Here is a 19,991-nt window from a genome sequence, read left to right as displayed (position 1 = left end):
GAAAACCGCCATATATGCAATTTTTCTACAATTATATCTTAATTTACGAATTACCAGCTACATCCGCTGCCGGATGGACTACACCGGATCGGACATCTACCCCCATAACTTGTTCCAAGGTTGCGATTCCGACATTATAATCATATAGTGCCTGTATATTATTAGTTTTAGCTTGATTTAAATTTAATTGTGCATCCAAAACATCCAAGTTAATGCCAACACCTGCCTGATACCGTACCCGAGCAATTTTAAAGCTTTCTTCCGCTTGATTTACAGAGGTCTTTGTAGCTTCGACACGCTGTGCCGCACTGCGAATAGCTAAATACGCTTCTTTTACCTGTAATTGTACTGATTCTCGTGTCTTCTGTTCAGTTTCCAATGCCGCTAAATACTTCTCCTTAGCGATTTTTATCTTTGCATTAGTAGCCCCACCATCAAAAAGGCTGTATGTAATACCGCCGCTAATCGTCCACGCACCGTTCCCACTGCCTGGAAAATCACTATTGGACCAATCATTGGAAGCTCCCACAGATACGGTAGGTTTATGTCCTGCTTCAGCAATGCCAATATTCTCATTCGCTTCACGTACCGCCAAATCAGCTTGAATAACTTCCGGGCGATATTTCATGGCATAATCAATTGCTTCATCCAAAGAAATATTATATGCATCAAAAGGAAGGCGATGGTCGGAAACCACAAGTTTAGTTTGCAGTGGTAACCCTAAAATATTATTTAAATTGGCTTCCGCATTGGCAACATTATTTGCCGCCGTGACAGCATTAGTCTTGGCATTTGCCAAAGATACATCAGAACTCAAAACATCTAATTTAGCTACGGTTCCTACATTATACTGAGCAGTAACATTATCAACATGTCCCTGTAAATTTGTTACGGATTCATCATAAACATCTTTTAATTCTTGATACGCCAATAACCCGAAATATCCTTCTACCGCTGATAATTTCGTCGCCTGTTCCACACGTAAAATATCTTCTTGAGAAGAAACCTTACTCAGCTTGGCTACCGCAATATTACCTTCCACTAACCCCCCCGTATATAAGGGAATACTAACAGAAAGCGTATTTGTAAAACTATTTCCGATAGAGTCAATATTCCGTGTTATTATACCGGTCGGAGTAAGACCTAACACTTTTGTATGTGTCTCTGCCCGAGCACCCGACCACGTGTAATCGACATTGGGCATTAAGCCGGCTCGCGCCTGATCAATAGAATATTCTGACTGCTTTAAATCATAATGTGCAATCTTGATATCACGATTATAATTGAGTGCCATAGCAATTGTTTTTGGCAATGTCAGTTCTACTGTTTGATTCGGGGAAACACGACCTACTGTTATAACCGGTTCTTCTCCGTTTTTCTTAGCTTTTGCCAGAGCTGCCTGTCTTTCTTCATACATCTTTTGCGCTATTGATTCCCGCAGTGCCGGAGATACATCATCTCTGGCGGATACCGCACTAAGAGATTTGACTGTTTTAGTCTCTGCCTGTTTCTTTGCCGCAGCAAGTTGACTGTCGGTAGGTAAAATAACCGGTTCTACACCAGCAGTCGTATCTGCCGCGCTGGCACTAACAGCCCCTGCTGCTGTAATCATCATCGCAATAAATAACTGTTTATACAATTTCTGGTTCATCTTGGGTACCCCCATCATTTATATCTTAATATTATGACTATGCTTTTTAAAAAGTATAGTTGACACCATAATAATTACCGCCATCGTTACGTCCCATTGGCCGTGTAAATTGACCAAAAAGATAGATATTCGGTAAAATTTTATACTGCGCTTTAATGCGATAGCGCCAATCGTTAGGATCATATCCTTCCAACGATATACGAAACGGACCATTGACTCCAAAATCAATACCGGCACCTAAATTGCCATTAATGATTCCTATTCGCCGTTCAAATAAATTTTCATGATAACCATACTGTAAATTCAGTGCCGTACCGTTTCCAATACTTTCCGCTCCAATAAGAGCAAAAGACTTGTCACGGTACACCTTAAAATTTACATTGGCACCACTTTCACCCTTAGTATCATTATACAACATTCCGGCTTCACCTTGTACCGTAATTTTACCATTTCCTAGAATGTTATTTACTTTTGTAGAAATCTGCGCGGTATTGTGCAGTGTCGTTTTTAAATCCGCCTGACTCGCCGGATCATTAGTGATTTTCTCCATAGAAGCCGCTATTTTTTCAACTCGTTCTGTAATGTCTTTCACATTGACAGCCGTTGCCCTGATGTTCTGTGAAGTCACGCCATCCCCATCTATTGTCTGCGCTGATTGCTGTAGCTGTGAGGCCACATTATTCATAGATGTCGTAATGGCTGCCATGTTCGCCGTAATAGCCTGTATATTTCCGGCATTTCCCTGTACGATTGCATTCATATTTCCTGTCAATAGTTCTGAATTGCGAATCGTCCCGCGCATGGCCTCCTGTGTTTTATCATCACCGATCACGGCGTTAACATTCTTCATCATATCATTCACACTCGTCATTAATGTGTTGGCACTCTTCATCATGTCATCCATACTTTGACCAGCTGTTCCATATATATAGTCTCCGTTTGTTAATAAATGATTGGAATCTTCTCCCGGAGTAATCTGAATAATCTTTTCACCCAACAATCCATCGGTTGCTACGATAACTTTGGAATCTTTTGGAATTTCGGTTCCCTTATCTAATTTAATTTTAGCATCGACCCCATATTTAGTGGTTGATATGCTTTCCACCTTCCCGACATGGACACCTACATATCGGACAGCGTTTCCAGACTTCAAGCCATTGGCATCGGCAAACACGGCATGTATTTCAAAACCAGGCTTGCCAAAAATTTCCGCATGAGCAAGGTCAAGAATCACATAGGTGAATACTATGATACCAATGACCGTTACTAATCCAACTTTTGCTTCTGCAGTCCATTTCATTTAGCTCGTCCTCCTTCTTCCGGAAGTACCCCGCCATGGATAAACAACTGTACATCCCTATTTTCGCACCTACGAAATTCTTCCTTAGGAGCAACAATTAAAAATTTTCCATCCTGTAAAAGAGCCAATCGGTCGGCAACGTAAAACGCCGAATCCATATCATGTGTAACCACAATAGAAGTTGCTTTCAAATGCTGCTGCATGCCAACAATAAGTTTATTAATATCCATGCAGCGGAGTGGATCCAGTCCTGCTGTCGGTTCATCATAAAGAATAAGTGATGGGTCTAAAACAATAGCCCGTGCCAGACTGACTCTTTTTTTCATCCCCCCGGACAAATCGTTCGGCATCATCTGTTCAATAGTATCTAATCCTACTAAATGCAATTTTTCTTTAACAATGGCTTGAATTTTCTCATCGTTATATTTAGTATGCTGCCTAAGGCCAAATGCTACATTTTCTTCAACAGACATAGAATCAAAAAGTGCAGAATACTGAAAAACCATCCCCATGCGCTGTCTAACAGCAATCATTTGTTCTTCTGTATAATTTGTCACATCTACATCATCAATAAAAATATGTCCGCTGGTAGGTTTCTGCAACCCAATAATAAGTTTTAATATTGTACTCTTACCAGATCCGCTGGCCCCTAGAATGGCTAGGGTTTCACCCTTTCGGACATCTAGGTTGATATGGTCCAGGATAACCCGGCTGCCATACACCACGGTTACATCTTGCAATCTGATCATATACGTCTCCTAGTATAAAATAATAGATAACAAATAATTACAAATAAAAATAAAGATAATGGATGTCACAACGGATCGGGTCGTAGCCTGTCCAACTCCTTCGGCCCCGCTTTTGCAGTGCATTCCTTCATGACAGGCTATCAGAGAAATAATGCCCCCGAAAAACATAGCCTTAATCATACCATATACCACATCACTGACTGCAGTAAAAATTTCGATAGAATTGATATAGGTATACGTCGTAAGTCCAGCTAAAAAAGTAGATACGACATATCCGCCGCCAGTACCGATAATATATCCATATAATGCAAGAATAGGTACCATAATAATACAAGCCGCAAAACGCGGAACAACAAGATATGCTACCGGATCGGTTGCCATACAGCGAAGTGCATCAATTTGTTCAGTCACTTTCATTGTACCTATTTCGGCTGTCATCGCAGCTCCACAACGCCCGGCAACAACAACACCTGTTAAGATGGGTCCTAATTCCCGTCCCATCCCAACCGACATAATTCCGCCTAACGTGGATTGCGCTCCATAACGCAGTAATATATCCACAATTTGCAACGTCATGACCATCCCTGCAAACAGCAGTGTTAAACTAACAATCGGTAATGAATCAACTCCAAGATGTGCCATTTGAACAATGGTAAGCTTTCTATTGATTTTGGGAAGCTGTCGCAATGTCTGTATAAAAAGGATCGCAATAACTCCTACATGTTCAAATACATGTAAAGTAAAACGGCCTATTTTCTCTAATATTTCCTGCACAAGCACCCCTCCTCCATCATGTCTTATCAATTTTACTATACCATCATTGGAAGTAGATGTAAAACCCTTAAATAGACTATCTCCTATACGTTAGAAAACTTTTAAACCTTTTTGAGTTTCCATAAAATAGATGATACCATGGATATAAGTAAATATCAAGTTGACGCCTGTTCAAAGTTATATTTTACAGATTTTTTAAATTATCGATCAGGATGCTACGTTATAAAAAGCAGTATTAAAAATAACGATCATGACAGCTATTACGCATTATCATAATCGTTATTTTTTAATAGCCGCTAAAGATGACACTCCTGTCATCTTTACTGCTGTTATCTTTATTATCGTGACTGCCCTTTTTGTTTGCACTTGACTGTTTTCCCAGCAAGCCGCTATTTTCAACAGCTGCTGTATCGTCTGTATTATCGGGTTCTTCTCCGATAATAGCTTTTCCTTCATTAAGTTGATGGCTTTTAGCTAGCAACGCATCTCTTTTTTCCTTGGACACTATTTTGATACCAATCTGCCCATCACCCGTTACAATATAAGGGGTAGATAACGTAGATTTTTTATCACCATCTGTTTCTTCTACAACGCCCTTCTTTGCCGGCTTAATAATATCTTTTGAAGGTTCTGCCGGTTCCTTGCCTTTTATTTTTTCTTTTTTCATGGTTTGATGACCATCATTGATCATGCTTACACCGGGATCTAATGGTTCAATAACCAAGTCATTATTCGCATCATTCGTTTCGATTTCCTTCTTGAGCTGCCCAAAATCTTTAAAATGCCGCAGCCGCTCGATAATCTCATCTGTCAAATTATATCGCTGTTTTTCAATCAGATACGGCAGCGGTACAATGCCTCCGCCTCGTACTTCAAGCATCATAGTACCAAACGGCTGATCCTCCGGTACGGTATATGTCATGGTTTTTACTTCATCAGCCCCCCGGTACGGATGCAATGTTACCTTAAAATAAATCGTATCTCCCGGACTAGCTACAACAGGTGCTGCTGTCGCTGCAATAATACGGGCTGATTTTTTCGCCTGCGTAATATCAACTGACATATCCACATCAAGAATCGGATAATCAATAAATTCATTATGCTTTAAAATATCCAGTACATTATATAATTCATCAATACTTTTTTCATTCACATTATCTTCGGAATAATACATATTATGACGTGTAATATCCTTGTCGCGACCTTTAGAAGAACGGATAGTATAGGCAAATTCCACCGTACCTCCGCCAGAACGGTCAATCGTCTTGTTCACAACGTTATACACACTGGTCGCCGTCAATACCGGTGTTAACTCATTGTCTTCAATAATTTTTACCCGTTTTAGACTTTGCGCACCCGTATCATCATCATGAACGTGAATAATTACAGGAATTCCCGGAGCAAGTCTACCGTACTCTCCTGCAATCCCCGCACCGCGATCCTGTTCTATTTTGCCAATTTCAGCTCCAACAGAACCCAGCTTAAAAGAACTAGACATACTATTGACAATCGTAAAAATATAGGCATTGTGCATAAAATAATTAATGCTGCCTTTTTTTAAAAATGGATGCCCAAACGCAACAATATGATCATTATCAATATAAGTTACCGTACCAATAGCTCCTAGTTTTAAATCACCGTTGACCAATGCAGCGGCTACAGAGCTGCCTGGTTCCAAAGGAAATGCCGCATTATCGGTTGCCGCAGTAGCTGTATCAACAGGAACAAATTTATATTGCGGCAATTTTTCCTGCATCCATGCCATAGAGGCTGCATCAAATCCAGACGCCATCAAAGGTGTCGAAATAGGTACCAAAGAAGTTTCTCGGGCATTAAATGGCTGTATTTCTTCTTTAGATGGCACATTCCACAGTTTCAACATATCACCAATCGGTGTAATCATCCCAATTTTTGAATTGGTGAATGACCAGCCATAAGCGATTGCGCCCAACAATTTACCGTTAATATATACAGGACTGCCGCTCATTCCCTGCGCAATGCCACCTGTTTGATCAATAAGCGGACCCGAAAATTTAGCTAAAATCAAATCGCCGGAAGGACCACTATTTTTCATAACTCCCAATATTTCTACAGGGAAGCTCTCTATATCGGTACCATGTGTCACTGTCTTAGCATATCCCGTCATTCCAGGTTGAACCTCACTGACGGACATAAATTCTTCTGCATATGAAATAATAGAAAAAGCACAACACAGAGCTACCATTGTAGCTCTTACAGCCAACCGCCGCCAGTTAATTTTTTTCACCATAATTCTCCTCTTACTTCGATTCCACAATGACAACGACCTCACCAGGCTGCACTTTACTTCCCGGATGTACCATAACTGCTTTTACTATACCACCTGCTGATGCACGTGTGGCAGGCATCGGGCCTGCTAAAGCCATCACTGTCATAAGCACATCCCCTTCCTTTACCGCTGCTCCTACAGGCATAACCGATGCAACAGTTCCACCCAATGTTGCTACATGCTGCACATCTGCCGCTAAGGCAGCAGCTGTAATAGTTAAAGAGCTTATTATTCCCAGTATGACTGCTAGTTTCTTTTTCATCTTCATGATAATTCACTCCTTATCATAAATCATCAAAACTATCTTTTAGATGTTCCATCTCATTAAGAGCTTTACCTGCTCCAAGAGTTACACACAATAACGGCTCATCACAAAGATAGGCTGCCATCCCTGTTGCTTCCGAAACAAGACGATCCAATCCGTCAAGAAGAAAGCCGCCTCCTGTTAAAACGATGCCGTGATCAGCAATATCCGCCGCTAGTTCTGGTGGTGTTTTTTCTAAAATAGAAACAGCCGCACGCAAAATTGGATGTATTGTTTCCTGCAAAGCCATGCAAATTTCCTTGGAATCAACATCTACCATGATTGGGAGACCAGTTTCCGTACTGCGTCCTCTCACATCTGCGGTCAAATCACGACCATCAGGCAAAGCAGTCCCAATAAGTATTTTAAGTTCTTCCGCTGTTCGTTGTCCAATAATAATGTGTTTTTGTTTTTCCAAATAACGCATGATTGCTTCATCAAAAGTATTGCTGCCAATTTTCAACGATTCACTGATAACAATACCGCTCAAACTGAGTACAGCCACATCTGTGGTCCCACCGCCAATGTCAATAACCATAGAACCATTGGATTTAGCAATATCCAGTCCTGCTCCAATAGCTGCCGCCAGAGGTTCTTCCATAACAACAACCTTTCTGACTCCAGCTTGCAGTACCGCTTCAACAACTGCCCGCCGTTCCACATTTGTAACTCCCGAAGGAACACAAATAATAACACGAGGTTTAAAAACATATGATTTGCCAACCGCTTTGCGGATAAAATATCGCAGCATATACTCCGTTGCATCATAATCAGCAATAACACCGTTATGCAGCGGATGGAACGCACAAATATTCCGTGGTGTCCGACCTAACATTTCCTGTGCTTTTTTCCCAATAGCCACAACACGATGGACAGTTGCATCAACAGCCATCACAGCTGGTTCATTGACAACAATTCCCCGGCCCTTTACATAAACGACCACGTTGGCTGTTCCTAGATCAATAGCCAAGTCATTACCAAACCACCGGGAAAGAAAAAAAGAATGGGACCGCTTAGACTGACGCTCTTTATTCCTTTTGTTTTTATTCTTTGTTGACCCGAACAATATCCGCACCTAGCCTTTGTAATTTCAATACCAAATGATCATATCCGCGATCAATATGATGTAAATAGCCCACTTCAGTTTCTCCCAAAGCGACCAATCCAGCCAAAACCAATGCCGCTCCTGCCCGCAAATCTGTAGCATTGACCTGACAGCCTTCCAGAGCCCGTACCCCTTCAACGATAGCGCTGCGTCCTTCAATCCGTATTTTTGCACCCATACGCTTAAATTCATCTACATGCATAAATCGATTTTCAAATACAGTTTCCGTAATCACACTCGTACCTTGGCAAATTGTCGTGAGAGCCATAAATTGAGCCTGCATATCAGTCGGAAAACCTGGGTACGGAAGCGTTTTAATATCAGTAGGACGAAGCGGAGATTTGCCAATAACCCGGATTCCATCAATATCTTCTTCCACTATGGCGCCTACTTCTTTCAACTTGGATACAAGAGGTTTTAAATGTTCAGATAAAGCATTCTCCACATACACATTTCCCCCAGTCATTGCAGCGCCAACCATAAAGGTTCCCGCTTCAATACGATCAGGAATAACCGAGTGGACTGCACCATGAAGTTCTTTTACTCCTTCAATGCGGATAATATTCGTTCCGGCACCGCGGATATTTGCTCCCATACTGTTCAAATAGGTTGCCAAATCAACGATTTCTGGTTCCTCAGCTGCATTCTCCAGTACCGTACGGCCTTCAGCCATGGACGCCGCCATCAAAATATTTTCCGTTGCTCCCACACTAGGGAAATCAAGATAAATCTGTGCTCCTTTTAATCCTTCCGGAACACTGGCCTCAATATAACCATTTTCCAAATTTACTTTTGCTCCCATTGCTTCAAACGCCTTAAGATGCAAATCAATAGGTCGAGCGCCTATTGAACATCCGCCCGGAAGAGATATTTTCCCTCTCCGTTTACGGGCCAGCAAAGGTCCCATAACCAAAAAAGACGCACGCATACGGCGCACCAAATCATACGGTGCTGAGAACGAATCAAGATTCGCCGCGTCAATGACTAATGTTCCCTCCTGGGAAGAGTCAATTTTCACACCAAGTGAGGAAATAACCTCACATACTGTATGTACATCATCCAATTGAGGAATTTCCTGCAATGTACTTTCGGTTGTCGCCAGCATAGACGCTACAATAATCGGCAGTACGGCATTTTTAGCCCCACTGACCCGCACAGTCCCCTGTAAGGGATTTCCACCATGAATAACCAGTTTCTCCAATTCTGGTGCCTCCTAAATAGATTCAAAAGATCTCTTATATAGACAATGATAGATTGCTATTCATATATAGTCATAATCTACCATTTTCATTAATTTTTACTATCAAGTCATTGTACCATAAAAGCGCATAAACGAAAAGGCATCATTTCAAATGTTAAAAATTTTTCTCGGCTTATTTTATATTATAATAAAACATATGATTAACCCATCAATTTTGATAAAACATATTCACTGTCAATTTATTGATCATGAGAGGAGAAAAAATATTTTCAGACACTATCTATCTATCTTCTCCGTATACATTCGCTTTTTCAATGTAAACTATATTACAATTTTTATTTTTAAAAAACACCTTTCATAAGGGATGTGTTTACAATAAACATATTCCTTACAAAAGGTGTTTTATTCATAACTTCACTAAATATGAACACTCCATTTTGCTTTATTATCAAAACGATGAATTGTATCAACAAAACGAATCGTTCCGCTCTTATAGCGCATAACAACAGAAGAAGTTCGCGCACCACTGCCAAAGTATTGAATCCCTTTCATCATAGGTGTATTGGTAACAGCCGTCGCTGAAAAAATACAATCATCACCTTTTACCAGATCATCAATAGTAAGGATCTTGTTAACATCCGTAATTCCCATAGCTTCACAACGTTTTCTTTCTTCTTCCGTATACGGAATTAGACGTGCCTGCATATCACCGCCTAAACATTTCAAGGCTGCTGCACCAAGAACTCCTTCTGGAGCTCCGCCGATACCCATAAGAACATGTGCACCAGATCCTTCTATCCCAACATCCACAGCCGGAGATACATCTCCATCACTGATAAGCTTAATACGTGCGCCCGCTTCCCGACATTCATGAATAATATCAGCATGACGTTCCCTGCCGAGAATAACAACGGTTAAATCATCAATACCACGTTGCAATCCTTCAGCAATGCGACGTAAATTTTCCTTTACCGGCATATTTAAATCGATACACCCTTTAGCCCGCGGTCCAACGCAAAGTTTTTCCATGTACATGTCTGGGGCATGAAGAAGGCTTCCTTTACCAGCTATTGCTATCACAGCAATAGCGCCATCCTGTCCCTTGGCAACCAAATTCGTACCTTCCAGCGGATCAACTGCAATATCTACGGGAATTCCGCCGGCTCCGACTTTTTCACCTATGTAAAGCATCGGGGCTTCATCCAATTCGCCTTCCCCGATAACAACCGTTCCATCTACAGGTACGCTGGATAAAATTGAATGCATACCATCAACCGCCAGCTGATCCGCCCCTATTTTATTTCCCATTCCCATGAGACGTCCGCTTTTTACTGCTGCGGCTTCTGTTACTCGCACAAATTCTAATGTTAATACTCTATCCATTTTTGTACCTCCCTATTGATTTGCCTCTGCCCAGTCTTCTTTAAATCGTTTGATGCCTGCATCTGTCAGAGGGTGGTGCAAAGCCTGCATGATAATCTTATATGGAACCGTCGCAATATTTGCACCTGCTTTTGCACATTCCGTGATATGCGTCGGCCTGCGGATACTGGCAGCAATAATTTCTGTAGCAATGCCATGTACAGCAAAAATATCAGCAATTTCCGCAATAAGAGCAATTCCATCCTGTCCTATATCTTCGAGCCGGCCCACAAAGGGGCTCACATAACTGGCACCTGCCCGCGCTGCCATCAACGCCTGATTCGCTGAAAAAACAAGAGTCACATTCGTTTGAATCCCTAACATATGTAATGCCGCTACAGCTTTAAGTCCTTCTGCTGTCATAGGAATTTTTACAACTACATGTTCATCAAGCGCCGCCAACACTTTTGCTTCCTTTATCATTCCCTGTGCGTCATCGGCTAATACCTCTGCACTGACAGGTCCATTGACAATTGCCGTTATTTCTTTAATCACTTCATGAAAATCACGGCCTTCTTTAGCAACAAGAGACGGATTCGTCGTAACCCCGCAAATAACTCCCATTTCATAAGCTGCCTTGATTTCTTCTACATTTGCCGTATCAATAAAAAATTTCATGGATGTGCCTCCTTTTTTATTAACCTGGTAATCCAAACTTCGTAAGTACGATGGCCCTACTTTTTTGCAACGAAAAAACATCGTTACCACCGTGCAAAACAATACGACGGCTGCGGCCGCAATTTTTGCATTGAAGAACAATCGCCCCCGAATCAAAATATAAAATAATATGCTGCTTGCTGCAGGAACATGTAATATTTCCCGCTGCAAGCATATCAGTAATACGATTATACCCTGCCAGCATAATTCCCGGATCGTCCTTAATACCCCATTCAAATAATAGACGAGAATAGTTGCAGCGTTGCCGGCCTATATATGCAGCTACAACGGCAGAAGTACCGCAATATCCCAATTCCGCATAATAATTCGTACAATAAATCCGGTTCACTTGATGTAAAGTTCTCAAAAATCGACTGTTTATAAGCGTATAATGTTTTTGATTACAAAAAGAACAGGAATGCTTGAGCAGCCACAAGTTTTCTTGAATATGCCGCACAGAACCGATGTACTGTCCACAACCGCAGTACACAGATTTCCAAGACGCCCCCACAGGTATAAATTGATTCAATTGAAGAACAGAAATACCTCCACAGGCAGGACAATATAAAGCGGCAGAAACCTCCGTATGTATAACCATAACGCTCACTCCTCTGCCTAATAGTTCTACATTAGGAACAAAAAATCCTGCCGCCCGTATTCCATTTATACTATGTAAAAACTGATTTTTTACTTCTGTACTGTAATAATATCACAATGCATGTATGGACGCAAAGCCTCCGGAACAATAACCGTTCCATCTTTCTGCTGATAATTTTCCAATATAGCAGCCACAGTCCGTCCTACAGCAAGACCCGATCCGTTTAAAGTATGTACATATTCCGGTTTAGATGCCGGTGTACGGCGAAAACGGATATTAGCACGACGAGCTTGAAAATCTTCTGTGTTGGAACACGAAGAAATTTCCCTATACTTATTCTGTCCAGGAAGCCATACTTCAATATCATATGTTTTAGCTGCTGAGAAACCAATATCGCCCGTGCATAAAGTAACAACATGATATGGCAATTTCAGTGCCTGTAAAATAGCTTCTGCATTGTTTGTCAACTTTTCTAATTCATCATAGCTGGTTTCCGGAGTTGTAAATTTAACCATTTCAACCTTATGGAACTGATGCTGACGAATAAGCCCCCGTGTATCACGGCCTGCCGATCCGGCTTCAGCACGAAAGCAAGGGGTAAGGGCAGTATAGTACAACGGCAGTCTATTACCATCAAGAATTTCTCCTCGATGGTAATTAGTAAGCGGCACTTCTGCTGTCGGAATAAGAAAATACTCCATAGATTCCAACCGGAACATATCTTCATAAAATTTCGGCAATTGACCCGTTCCTGTCATGGAATCACGATTAACTATATACGGTGGAATGACCTCTGTATATCCATCTTTTTCCGTATGCATATCAAGCATAAAATTATACACTGCTCGTTCCAACCGTGCGCCCTGTCCCATATAATAGGTAAACCGAGATCCTGTAACTTTAGATGCTCGTTCTACATCAAGAATACCCAGTGCTGCCCCAATATCCCAATGATTTTTTGGTTCAAAATCAAACGCAGGAATTTCACCCCATTTACGTTGTTCCGGATTATCATTATCATCATTCCCCAATGGCACTGACTGATGACACATATTAGGTATCATCAACTGAATATCCTTCATTTCCTCTTCCGCTTCACGAACACTACGGTCAAGTTCCGTTATTTCGGTACCTACTTTTTTCATTTCTGCAATCTGAACATCTGCATTCTCTTTATTTCTTTTCAACTGACTGATTTCAGCAGTCACTATATTGCGCTGACTTTTTAACGCTTCTACTTTCTGCAGTAAATTCCGACGCTGTTCATCTAAACTCAAAAAACGGTCTACATCTGCCTTAGCATGTCGGTTTATAATATTTTCCTTTACTTCCGCAGCGTGTTCGCGTATAAATTTTACATCCAACATAATAAAATACTTCCTTTCTCTTCTAAATAATCATGAGAAAACATTCTTGAATACAATTATAAGCCTTTTTGTTCAATTCCGCTAAACAAATATCCCATATGATTAGTAGAATTAAGCAATACCATACGCCATATACCTTCGCAACATTCCATAACATTAATACACGTATTATCCTGTTTAATTTGCCAGAAATGGCTCATATCAAGTCCCATTATATCACAAATAGCCGCTTTATTAACCGCATCATGTGCAGCCACAAGTACTGTTTTCCCATCGAAGCGGCGCGCATAGTCATCAAAGGCAGAACGAACACGGATACGTACATCTTCTAAACTTCCCCCCCCCGGTCCGGGCATCATAACTAATTCCGGATGAGTATGCCACTGAGCAAACTGTCGGGGATATTGGGATGCAATATCATCTGCCAATCGTCCTTCCCAATCACCATGATTGATTTCTTTCAGCCGTTCATCTGTTTCCACATTAAGATCATGTAAATCAGCACAAAACCGGCAAGTCATATAAGATCGCTGCAACGGACTAGCAACACAAAAATCAATGGGTATATTGCGTAACCCCTCAGCCAGCATACGCCCCTGCTGCAATCCTCGTTCACTAAGCTCTGTATCTTCCTGTCCCTGATAGCGACCTTCAATGTTCCATTTTGTTTCACCATGGCGTACAAGTATAATGCGTATCATGTAGTTTCCCCCTGCTAATCGTTATGCAAATTGCAATTAATAAGATTCATGTCTAAAATACCATCAATAGCTTTAAGTTTAAGCATAACATCATTTGGAATGTCGTCCCGCACAGCAATAGCCATAATATTTGTGCCGGTAGTAGTCGTTTTACCAACCTGCATTCCTGTAATATTGATTCCGGCTTGTCCAAGAATGGTGGATATTTGACCAATCATATTGGGCTGATCCACATGAGGTGCTAAAAGCAAATAGCCTTCCGGGGTAAAGTCAACACGATATTCATCGATCTCTACAATTTTAGCTTCTGTCTTGTTGAACAACATTCCCACAATACGGTGCTGTCCTTTATCAGTTGCTACCTTTACCGTAACTGCATCAAGAAAAGTATCACTATCCTGTGATTTTACTTCTTTTACAGCAATATGACGGGATTTAGCAACCTCCGGTGCATTGACGAAATTGACCGTGTCCTGCAAAATAGGGTTTAACGCACCTTTAAGAACCGCCGTTGTTAAAATGCCTGTTTCTGTTTCTGCTAACTCACCTGTATATTCTACACTGATTTCCTTCATCGGTCCATCTGCCAAATACACACCAATAATCCCCATCTTTTCCATAAGATCAAAATATGGATGAATCGTTGTGTAAATATTAGCAGGAATAGGTGCCATATTAACTGCCGAGGTAACGGGTTCCCCATTCAACGCCGCAATAACGCTAGTTGCCACATCAACAGAAACACCAATTTGCGCTTCAATGGTCGATGCTCCCAGATGAGGAGTTATAACAACATTAGTCATGCCTAAAAACGGATTTTTTTCTTTAGTAAGAGGTTCTTCGGGAAACACATCAACTGCTGCTCCCGCAACATGACCACTCTTCAGTGCTTCTGCCAAAGCAAAAATATCCAGTACTTTACCGCGGGATACATTGATAACACGGACGCCTTCTTTCATCTTAGCTATTTCATCTGCACTGATCATGCCACGTGTTTCTTTAGTAAGCGGAGTATGCATCGTAATATAATCCGAATTTTGCAGCAAGGTATCTAAATCCACTGATTCCATACCGAGTTGCTTAAAACGTTCTTCCGGAATATACGGATCATATCCGATAACTTTCATTTCCATAGCCTGCATCCGTTTGGCAATGCGAGACCCAATACGCCCAACGCCAATAATCCCCATTGTCTTATTTTGTAATTGGATGCCTGTAAAAGAACTGCGATCCCATTCTCCCGACATAAGAGAATTATGAGCTTGTGGAACATGCCGGGTTATCGCCATAATCATGGCAACAGTGTGTTCTGTTGCAGCAATAGTATTGCTCGTAGGTGCATTGACAACAATAATACCGCGCTCTGTCGCCGCCTTTAAGTCAATACTATCAACGCCTACTCCTGCCCGGCCTATGACTTTTAACTTTACTGCCGCATCAATCACACGCTTCGTTACATGGGTCATGGATCGGGTTACAAGACCATCATATTCACCAATACATGCTACAAGTGCATCTTCATCCAAGTTAATTTTCACATCTACATCATAATGCTGCCGCAGCAGCTCAACCCCTTTTTCAGATACATCATCACTGACCAAGATTTTCATTTCATAGCCTCCTAAAGGAAATAATATATATTATGATTAATTATTTTTCTGAAAGTTTTGCATGAATTCAGAAAGCGCCGCACAAGCCTCTTCTGTAACCGCATTATAGAGAGAAGCACGACAACCACCGATAGAGCGATGTCCTTTTATGCCGACAAAACCTGCCGCATCTGCCTCAATTAAAAATTTTTTTTCTAATTCCGGTGTTCTGAGATTAAATGTTACATTCATGTTGCTGCGGGAATCCATTGCGGCATGCCCTATGTAGAATCCTGCACTATCATCAATCGTTTTATATACGATTTGCGCTTTATGAGCATTTCTCTCTTGCATTTTTTCAAGCCCACCTTGATTTTCCAGCCAGTGAAGGACTTTATTGACGAAATAAATGCAAAACACAGGAGGCGTATTATATGTCGAATCATGTTCTGTAAAAGTCTTGTATTGCAGCATGACGGGAATATCCGTTCTCGCTGTTTCAAGAAAAGAATCTTTTATAATAGCCGCTACTACCCCTGCCGGCCCTAGATTTTTTTGTACACCGGCATAAATTAAATCAAAACGGGAAACATCAATGGGCCGTGCCAGAAAATCGCTGGACATGTCACATATAACGGGTATATTGAATTTTGGGAATTTCTTCCATTCTGTACCGTGTATGGTATTATTCGAAGTAATATACACATAATCTGTATCAGGTCGTATAACGAACGTATCGGATCGAGGAATATAAGAAAAATTTTTATCACCGCTTGTTGCTATTTCATAGACTTCACCAACAAAAGCAGCTGCCTGCATAGCTTTTGTTGACCAAACTCCCGTATTAATATATCCTCCGCGCTGTTTCAAAAAGTTTGCCCCATGCATAAGAAACTGCATGCTCCCTCCCCCTTGCATAAACACTACGTGATATCCCGCGGGGACTTCCAACAATCTGCGAAGCATCGCCACCGTATCATCCTGCATGTCTTGATACACAGCACTGCGATGACTAATTTCCACAATACTCATACCGGTACCCGCGAAATCAAGAAATTCTTGTTGAACCTGTTTCAATACCTCCAGAGGCATTGCCGAAGGACCGGCATTAAAATTATATACCCTCTTCATTCCCTTCACACTCTTTTCTGAAATAAAATAGAGAAGTCTTGTCCATTGGGACGAGCTTCTCTATCCTCGCGGTACCACCCAAATTGCCGTAGTTTTTGTACATCCGCGGGCATCAAAATAAAAAAAACTCCCGTCCCCCTATAGGGACGAGAGTTATATTCCCGCGTTGCCACCCAAATTGCCATACGGCCATCTTTAGTCGCTATATCAGGCGAACCCTGTCAAATTCTTCATTTGCCGTTCCGGAGCGGAACTTTTTATAACCATATCGACTCGCACCAACCGCCGACTCTCTGACAAGGTTTATAAATTGCTTCTCCATCATCACGTTTTTTTGAAATTAGATATATTATAAGCATCTTTTTCTAATTTGTCAATAACATTTGCTCCAGCCGCAATTTTTACAGGTGTTACACCCTCCTTCAAAAACAAGCGGTTCTCCACATTGTGGACAAAAAATACTTTCAGCCGTTTTTTTTGTTTCAGCTTTAGGCCTGACAGGTAATCTTTTTATTTCCTGTGCAGCCGTCTTTTCACTGGGATTCAATTCCTTTTGCACTTCATTATACATATCGATGAGCGCATTACCTACCGCCATGGGACAGCAAGAGCCGCGGCTCGTATCGCCCCGCGTGGCACGCCGAACGGAGTAAGACGGACAATTCCCCGTAGAATTAAGCTGGTCTACAATAGTATAAATATCGATTCCGGCACGGGCACTAATAGAGATCATCCGCGATAGTCCAATCATAAAATTATTGCATCCGCCCGTAGATCCTTTGCTTAAATAGGTTTCTAACAATGCGCCTGTCTCCGGATCAAAAAATGCCATACAGTGAAGATTGCCGCACCCTGTTACCAACTTACGTTTTTTGCCAATCACATTATCATCGATGCAGACAATCTCACCACGTTCGAGCCCCGCTCCGGCAATCGGAACTGCATTTTCTTCTGAATGCGTACTAAGTATGCCGGCACGTTTACACCCATCCCGAAAAATAGTAAGCCCCTTGCATCCGCTCTCATAGGCCAACATATAGAGTTTTTCTGTATCTTCTACAGTAAAGTTGTTAGGTACATTGACGGTGGAACTGATAGACGCATCAATATGAGTCTGCCATGCAGCTTGCATAGCAACACGTTCCTGATATTGCAGCGTCATGGCAGTTACAAAATATTCCGGCAGTTCTGCATCATCTGAAATACCATATTGTTTCATATAACGCGCAACTATAGGTGTATAAATCTTATAATATACATCAGCAGCATGCAGTGACTCTGTCTTACGTTCATAATAATTGGCATAAATCGGTTCAATTCCGCCAGAAATTCCCAGCATGGTAGATAATGTTCCCGTAGGTGCTATTGTCAACAACTGTGAATTACGCAGTCCGCTGCAACGTACTAATTCTGCTGTCTTCTCGGTTGTATTCGCCTGAAAATAGGGTGTACCCATAATTTCAGCCGTATTGCATTTGGGGAATGGTCCTTTTTCTTCCGCCAACACCGCGGAAGCTGCAATTGCCGTATCCGCCATGGTGAACCCTATGTCATGACAGAAAGAAACTGCCTCTTCACTGCCATAAGTCAAACCCATTTTAATAAGCATATCGCCTAACCCCATAATGCCAAGACCGATTTGGCGCCATTGTTGAACACTATCTCGTTGTTCTTGCAATGGATGCAATGGCAGTCCTTCATCTAAGACATCATTTAAAGCTCGTACGGAAACGGCAACACAATGTTTAAAATCTTCAAAATCAAAAGCTGCCTCTTCCGTAAATGGATCATTTACAAAGTTCGCTAAATTGATACTACCAAGAAGACAACTTCCTCCTGCGGGCAACGGTTCCTCCGCACAAGGATTGACACCTGCATAAGAAAACTCCTGCGTATGCGCTAATAAGTTCCAGCTACATATGCGGTCCCAAAATAATGCCCCCGGTTCGGCATAATCCCAATTAGTTTCAGCAATAAGGCGGAATACGTCGGCGGCATCTACCAAACTCTCAATAGTCTGTCCTGTTTCTTCACGCGTATAGTGAAGACGGAATTGTTTTCGCTCTTTGACAGCCTCCATAAATTCATTGCTCAAACGAATAGAAATATTAGCCTTTGTAACTTTATGTAAGTCGGTTTTCAATTTAATAAATTCCAAAATATCAGGATGATGACAATCAATGGAAATCATCAACGCTCCGCGGCGTCCATTCTGCCCAATCAATTCTGTAACAAGGGAATACAGTGTCATAAAAGAAATAGAGCCGCTGGTTTCCTTAGCCGCATTATTAATACGTGCCCCTTTGGGACTTAACTGCGAAATATCAATGCCGCATCCCCCACCGTAACTATAAGTCCTAGCTAATTTACCTGCTCGATCGAATATACTTTCAATATTATCTTCCGGTGGAGTCATAACGTAGCAATTGGAAAGAGTTATTTTCTTGCCCGCATATTCCAATCCGCGATTAGCCAAAATACGACCACCGAATAAAAACTTTTGATTTTTTATCAACGCTGCTACTTCTTGATTTTTCGCACTGACACGCTCTACCCACTGGTCAAAACTCTCACTATCATTACGATATTTATTCTGCCAAATATCAATACCAATTTGGTTACTTTGTCCCAGCCATTCTTTCTCATCCATGACGCATTTCCTCCTTATATTGTAATTATATAGTTACACATATACCATATGTTGTATTTACTTTCATATCTTATCAGTTTATACAAACACAGTCAAGTACCCATAAATTCTGCGTCATGTCAAGTGTTTTCTTTATTTTGTATGTGTCAAGAAGTTCTCGGTGAATGTATTGACCTAGATAATAGCTAGCCTCATCGACATCGTTTTTTTATAAAAATGCAGGCGTTGAGAAACTGTTAGCTAACTTCCCTATGGCACTGCTGGACGGGCCATTATTGCAAATGCGTCCGTGATGAATCCCTACATGCGTTTGAAAGGGAATCTTCCGCATGACTCGTCTCATCGTCCCACGGAAAGTGCGGCTGACTGGAGCGGTAAACCCCTTGGTCCAGTCGGCAAACGCCTGATCTAATTCCTTGTTTCGTATGGCCGTAATCACTTTCACCATCGCAGTCCCTCCCGTCCGACTCCAATGACGCCCTTG

Annotated in this window: 17 protein-coding genes and 1 pseudogene; all 18 read right to left on the bottom strand. The window is 41.5% G+C overall.

Annotated features, from left to right (window positions below; all coding sequences use genetic code 11):
- Positions 1–43: 43 nt before the first annotated feature.
- On the bottom strand, positions 44–1,651 hold the full coding sequence (locus tag BLR11_RS04385; protein WP_091648568.1) for a TolC family protein: 1,608 nt from the start codon (positions 1,649–1,651) through the stop codon (positions 44–46).
- A gap of 46 nt (positions 1,652–1,697) precedes the next feature.
- Complete coding sequence (locus BLR11_RS04380; protein WP_091648565.1) at positions 1,698–2,951, bottom strand: MlaD family protein; 1,254 nt, start codon at positions 2,949–2,951, stop codon at positions 1,698–1,700.
- Complete coding sequence (locus tag BLR11_RS04375) at positions 2,948–3,700, bottom strand: ABC transporter ATP-binding protein (protein WP_091648562.1); 753 nt, start codon at positions 3,698–3,700, stop codon at positions 2,948–2,950. Before BLR11_RS04375 ends, BLR11_RS04380 begins: the two co-directional genes overlap by 4 nt.
- 9 nt (positions 3,701–3,709) lie before the next feature.
- Positions 3,710–4,474 carry an MlaE family ABC transporter permease gene (locus BLR11_RS04370; protein WP_091648560.1) on the bottom strand — a complete coding sequence of 255 codons (765 nt, stop codon included), beginning with the start codon at positions 4,472–4,474 and terminating at the stop codon, positions 3,710–3,712.
- A 286-nt stretch (positions 4,475–4,760) separates the two neighbouring features.
- Positions 4,761–6,743, bottom strand: coding sequence for a SpoIVB peptidase S55 domain-containing protein (locus tag BLR11_RS04365; RefSeq protein ID WP_245675080.1), 1,983 nt, complete (start codon positions 6,741–6,743; stop codon positions 4,761–4,763).
- A 10-nt stretch (positions 6,744–6,753) separates the two neighbouring features.
- Complete coding sequence (locus BLR11_RS04360; protein WP_091648557.1) at positions 6,754–7,050, bottom strand: hypothetical protein; 297 nt, start codon at positions 7,048–7,050, stop codon at positions 6,754–6,756.
- Positions 7,051–7,066: 16 nt separating this feature from the next.
- Entirely contained in the window at positions 7,067–8,152 is a 1,086-nt protein-coding gene (mreB, locus tag BLR11_RS04355) for a rod shape-determining protein (RefSeq protein ID WP_281240841.1), read from the bottom strand.
- On the bottom strand, positions 8,130–9,392 hold the full coding sequence (murA, locus tag BLR11_RS04350) for a UDP-N-acetylglucosamine 1-carboxyvinyltransferase (protein WP_091648553.1): 1,263 nt from the start codon (positions 9,390–9,392) through the stop codon (positions 8,130–8,132). The genes mreB and murA overlap by 23 nt, the downstream gene beginning before the upstream one ends.
- Positions 9,393–9,809: 417 nt before the next feature.
- Positions 9,810–10,775: a class II fructose-bisphosphatase gene (gene glpX / locus BLR11_RS04345; protein WP_091648550.1), complete on the bottom strand. Its 966-nt coding sequence runs from the start codon at positions 10,773–10,775 to the stop codon at positions 9,810–9,812.
- Between the two features lie 12 nt (positions 10,776–10,787).
- Entirely contained in the window at positions 10,788–11,432 is a 645-nt protein-coding gene (gene fsa, locus BLR11_RS04340) for a fructose-6-phosphate aldolase (protein WP_091648548.1), read from the bottom strand.
- 19 nt (positions 11,433–11,451) lie between these two features.
- A complete protein-coding gene (locus BLR11_RS04335) occupies positions 11,452–12,069 on the bottom strand; it encodes a hypothetical protein (RefSeq protein ID WP_091648545.1) in 618 nt (205 codons plus the stop codon).
- Between the two features lie 89 nt (positions 12,070–12,158).
- Positions 12,159–13,436, bottom strand: coding sequence for a serine--tRNA ligase (gene serS, locus BLR11_RS04330; protein ID WP_091648542.1), 1,278 nt, complete (start codon positions 13,434–13,436; stop codon positions 12,159–12,161).
- 56 nt (positions 13,437–13,492) lie between these two features.
- A complete protein-coding gene (locus BLR11_RS04325; RefSeq protein WP_091648540.1) occupies positions 13,493–14,137 on the bottom strand; it encodes a histidine phosphatase family protein in 645 nt (214 codons plus the stop codon).
- Positions 14,138–14,151: 14 nt separating this feature from the next.
- A complete protein-coding gene (serA, locus tag BLR11_RS04320; protein WP_091648537.1) occupies positions 14,152–15,747 on the bottom strand; it encodes a phosphoglycerate dehydrogenase in 1,596 nt (531 codons plus the stop codon).
- A 36-nt stretch (positions 15,748–15,783) separates the two neighbouring features.
- Positions 15,784–16,857, bottom strand: coding sequence for a 3-phosphoserine/phosphohydroxythreonine transaminase (gene serC, locus BLR11_RS04315; protein WP_091648535.1), 1,074 nt, complete (start codon positions 16,855–16,857; stop codon positions 15,784–15,786).
- A gap of 5 nt (positions 16,858–16,862) precedes the next feature.
- Positions 16,863–17,042: a hypothetical protein gene (locus tag BLR11_RS13940; RefSeq protein ID WP_143006399.1), complete on the bottom strand. Its 180-nt coding sequence runs from the start codon at positions 17,040–17,042 to the stop codon at positions 16,863–16,865.
- A gap of 188 nt (positions 17,043–17,230) precedes the next feature.
- A complete protein-coding gene (locus BLR11_RS04310) occupies positions 17,231–19,507 on the bottom strand; it encodes an adenosylcobalamin-dependent ribonucleoside-diphosphate reductase (protein ID WP_091648532.1) in 2,277 nt (758 codons plus the stop codon).
- A gap of 208 nt (positions 19,508–19,715) precedes the next feature.
- Positions 19,716–19,991, bottom strand: a pseudogene (locus BLR11_RS04305) (UPF0236 family transposase-like protein); the annotation flags it as partial.

Source organism: Megasphaera paucivorans, from assembly GCF_900103535.1.
Classification (GTDB): domain Bacteria; phylum Bacillota; class Negativicutes; order Veillonellales; family Megasphaeraceae; genus Megasphaera_A; species Megasphaera_A paucivorans.
This window is presented reverse-complemented; position numbering and strand designations above follow the sequence as displayed.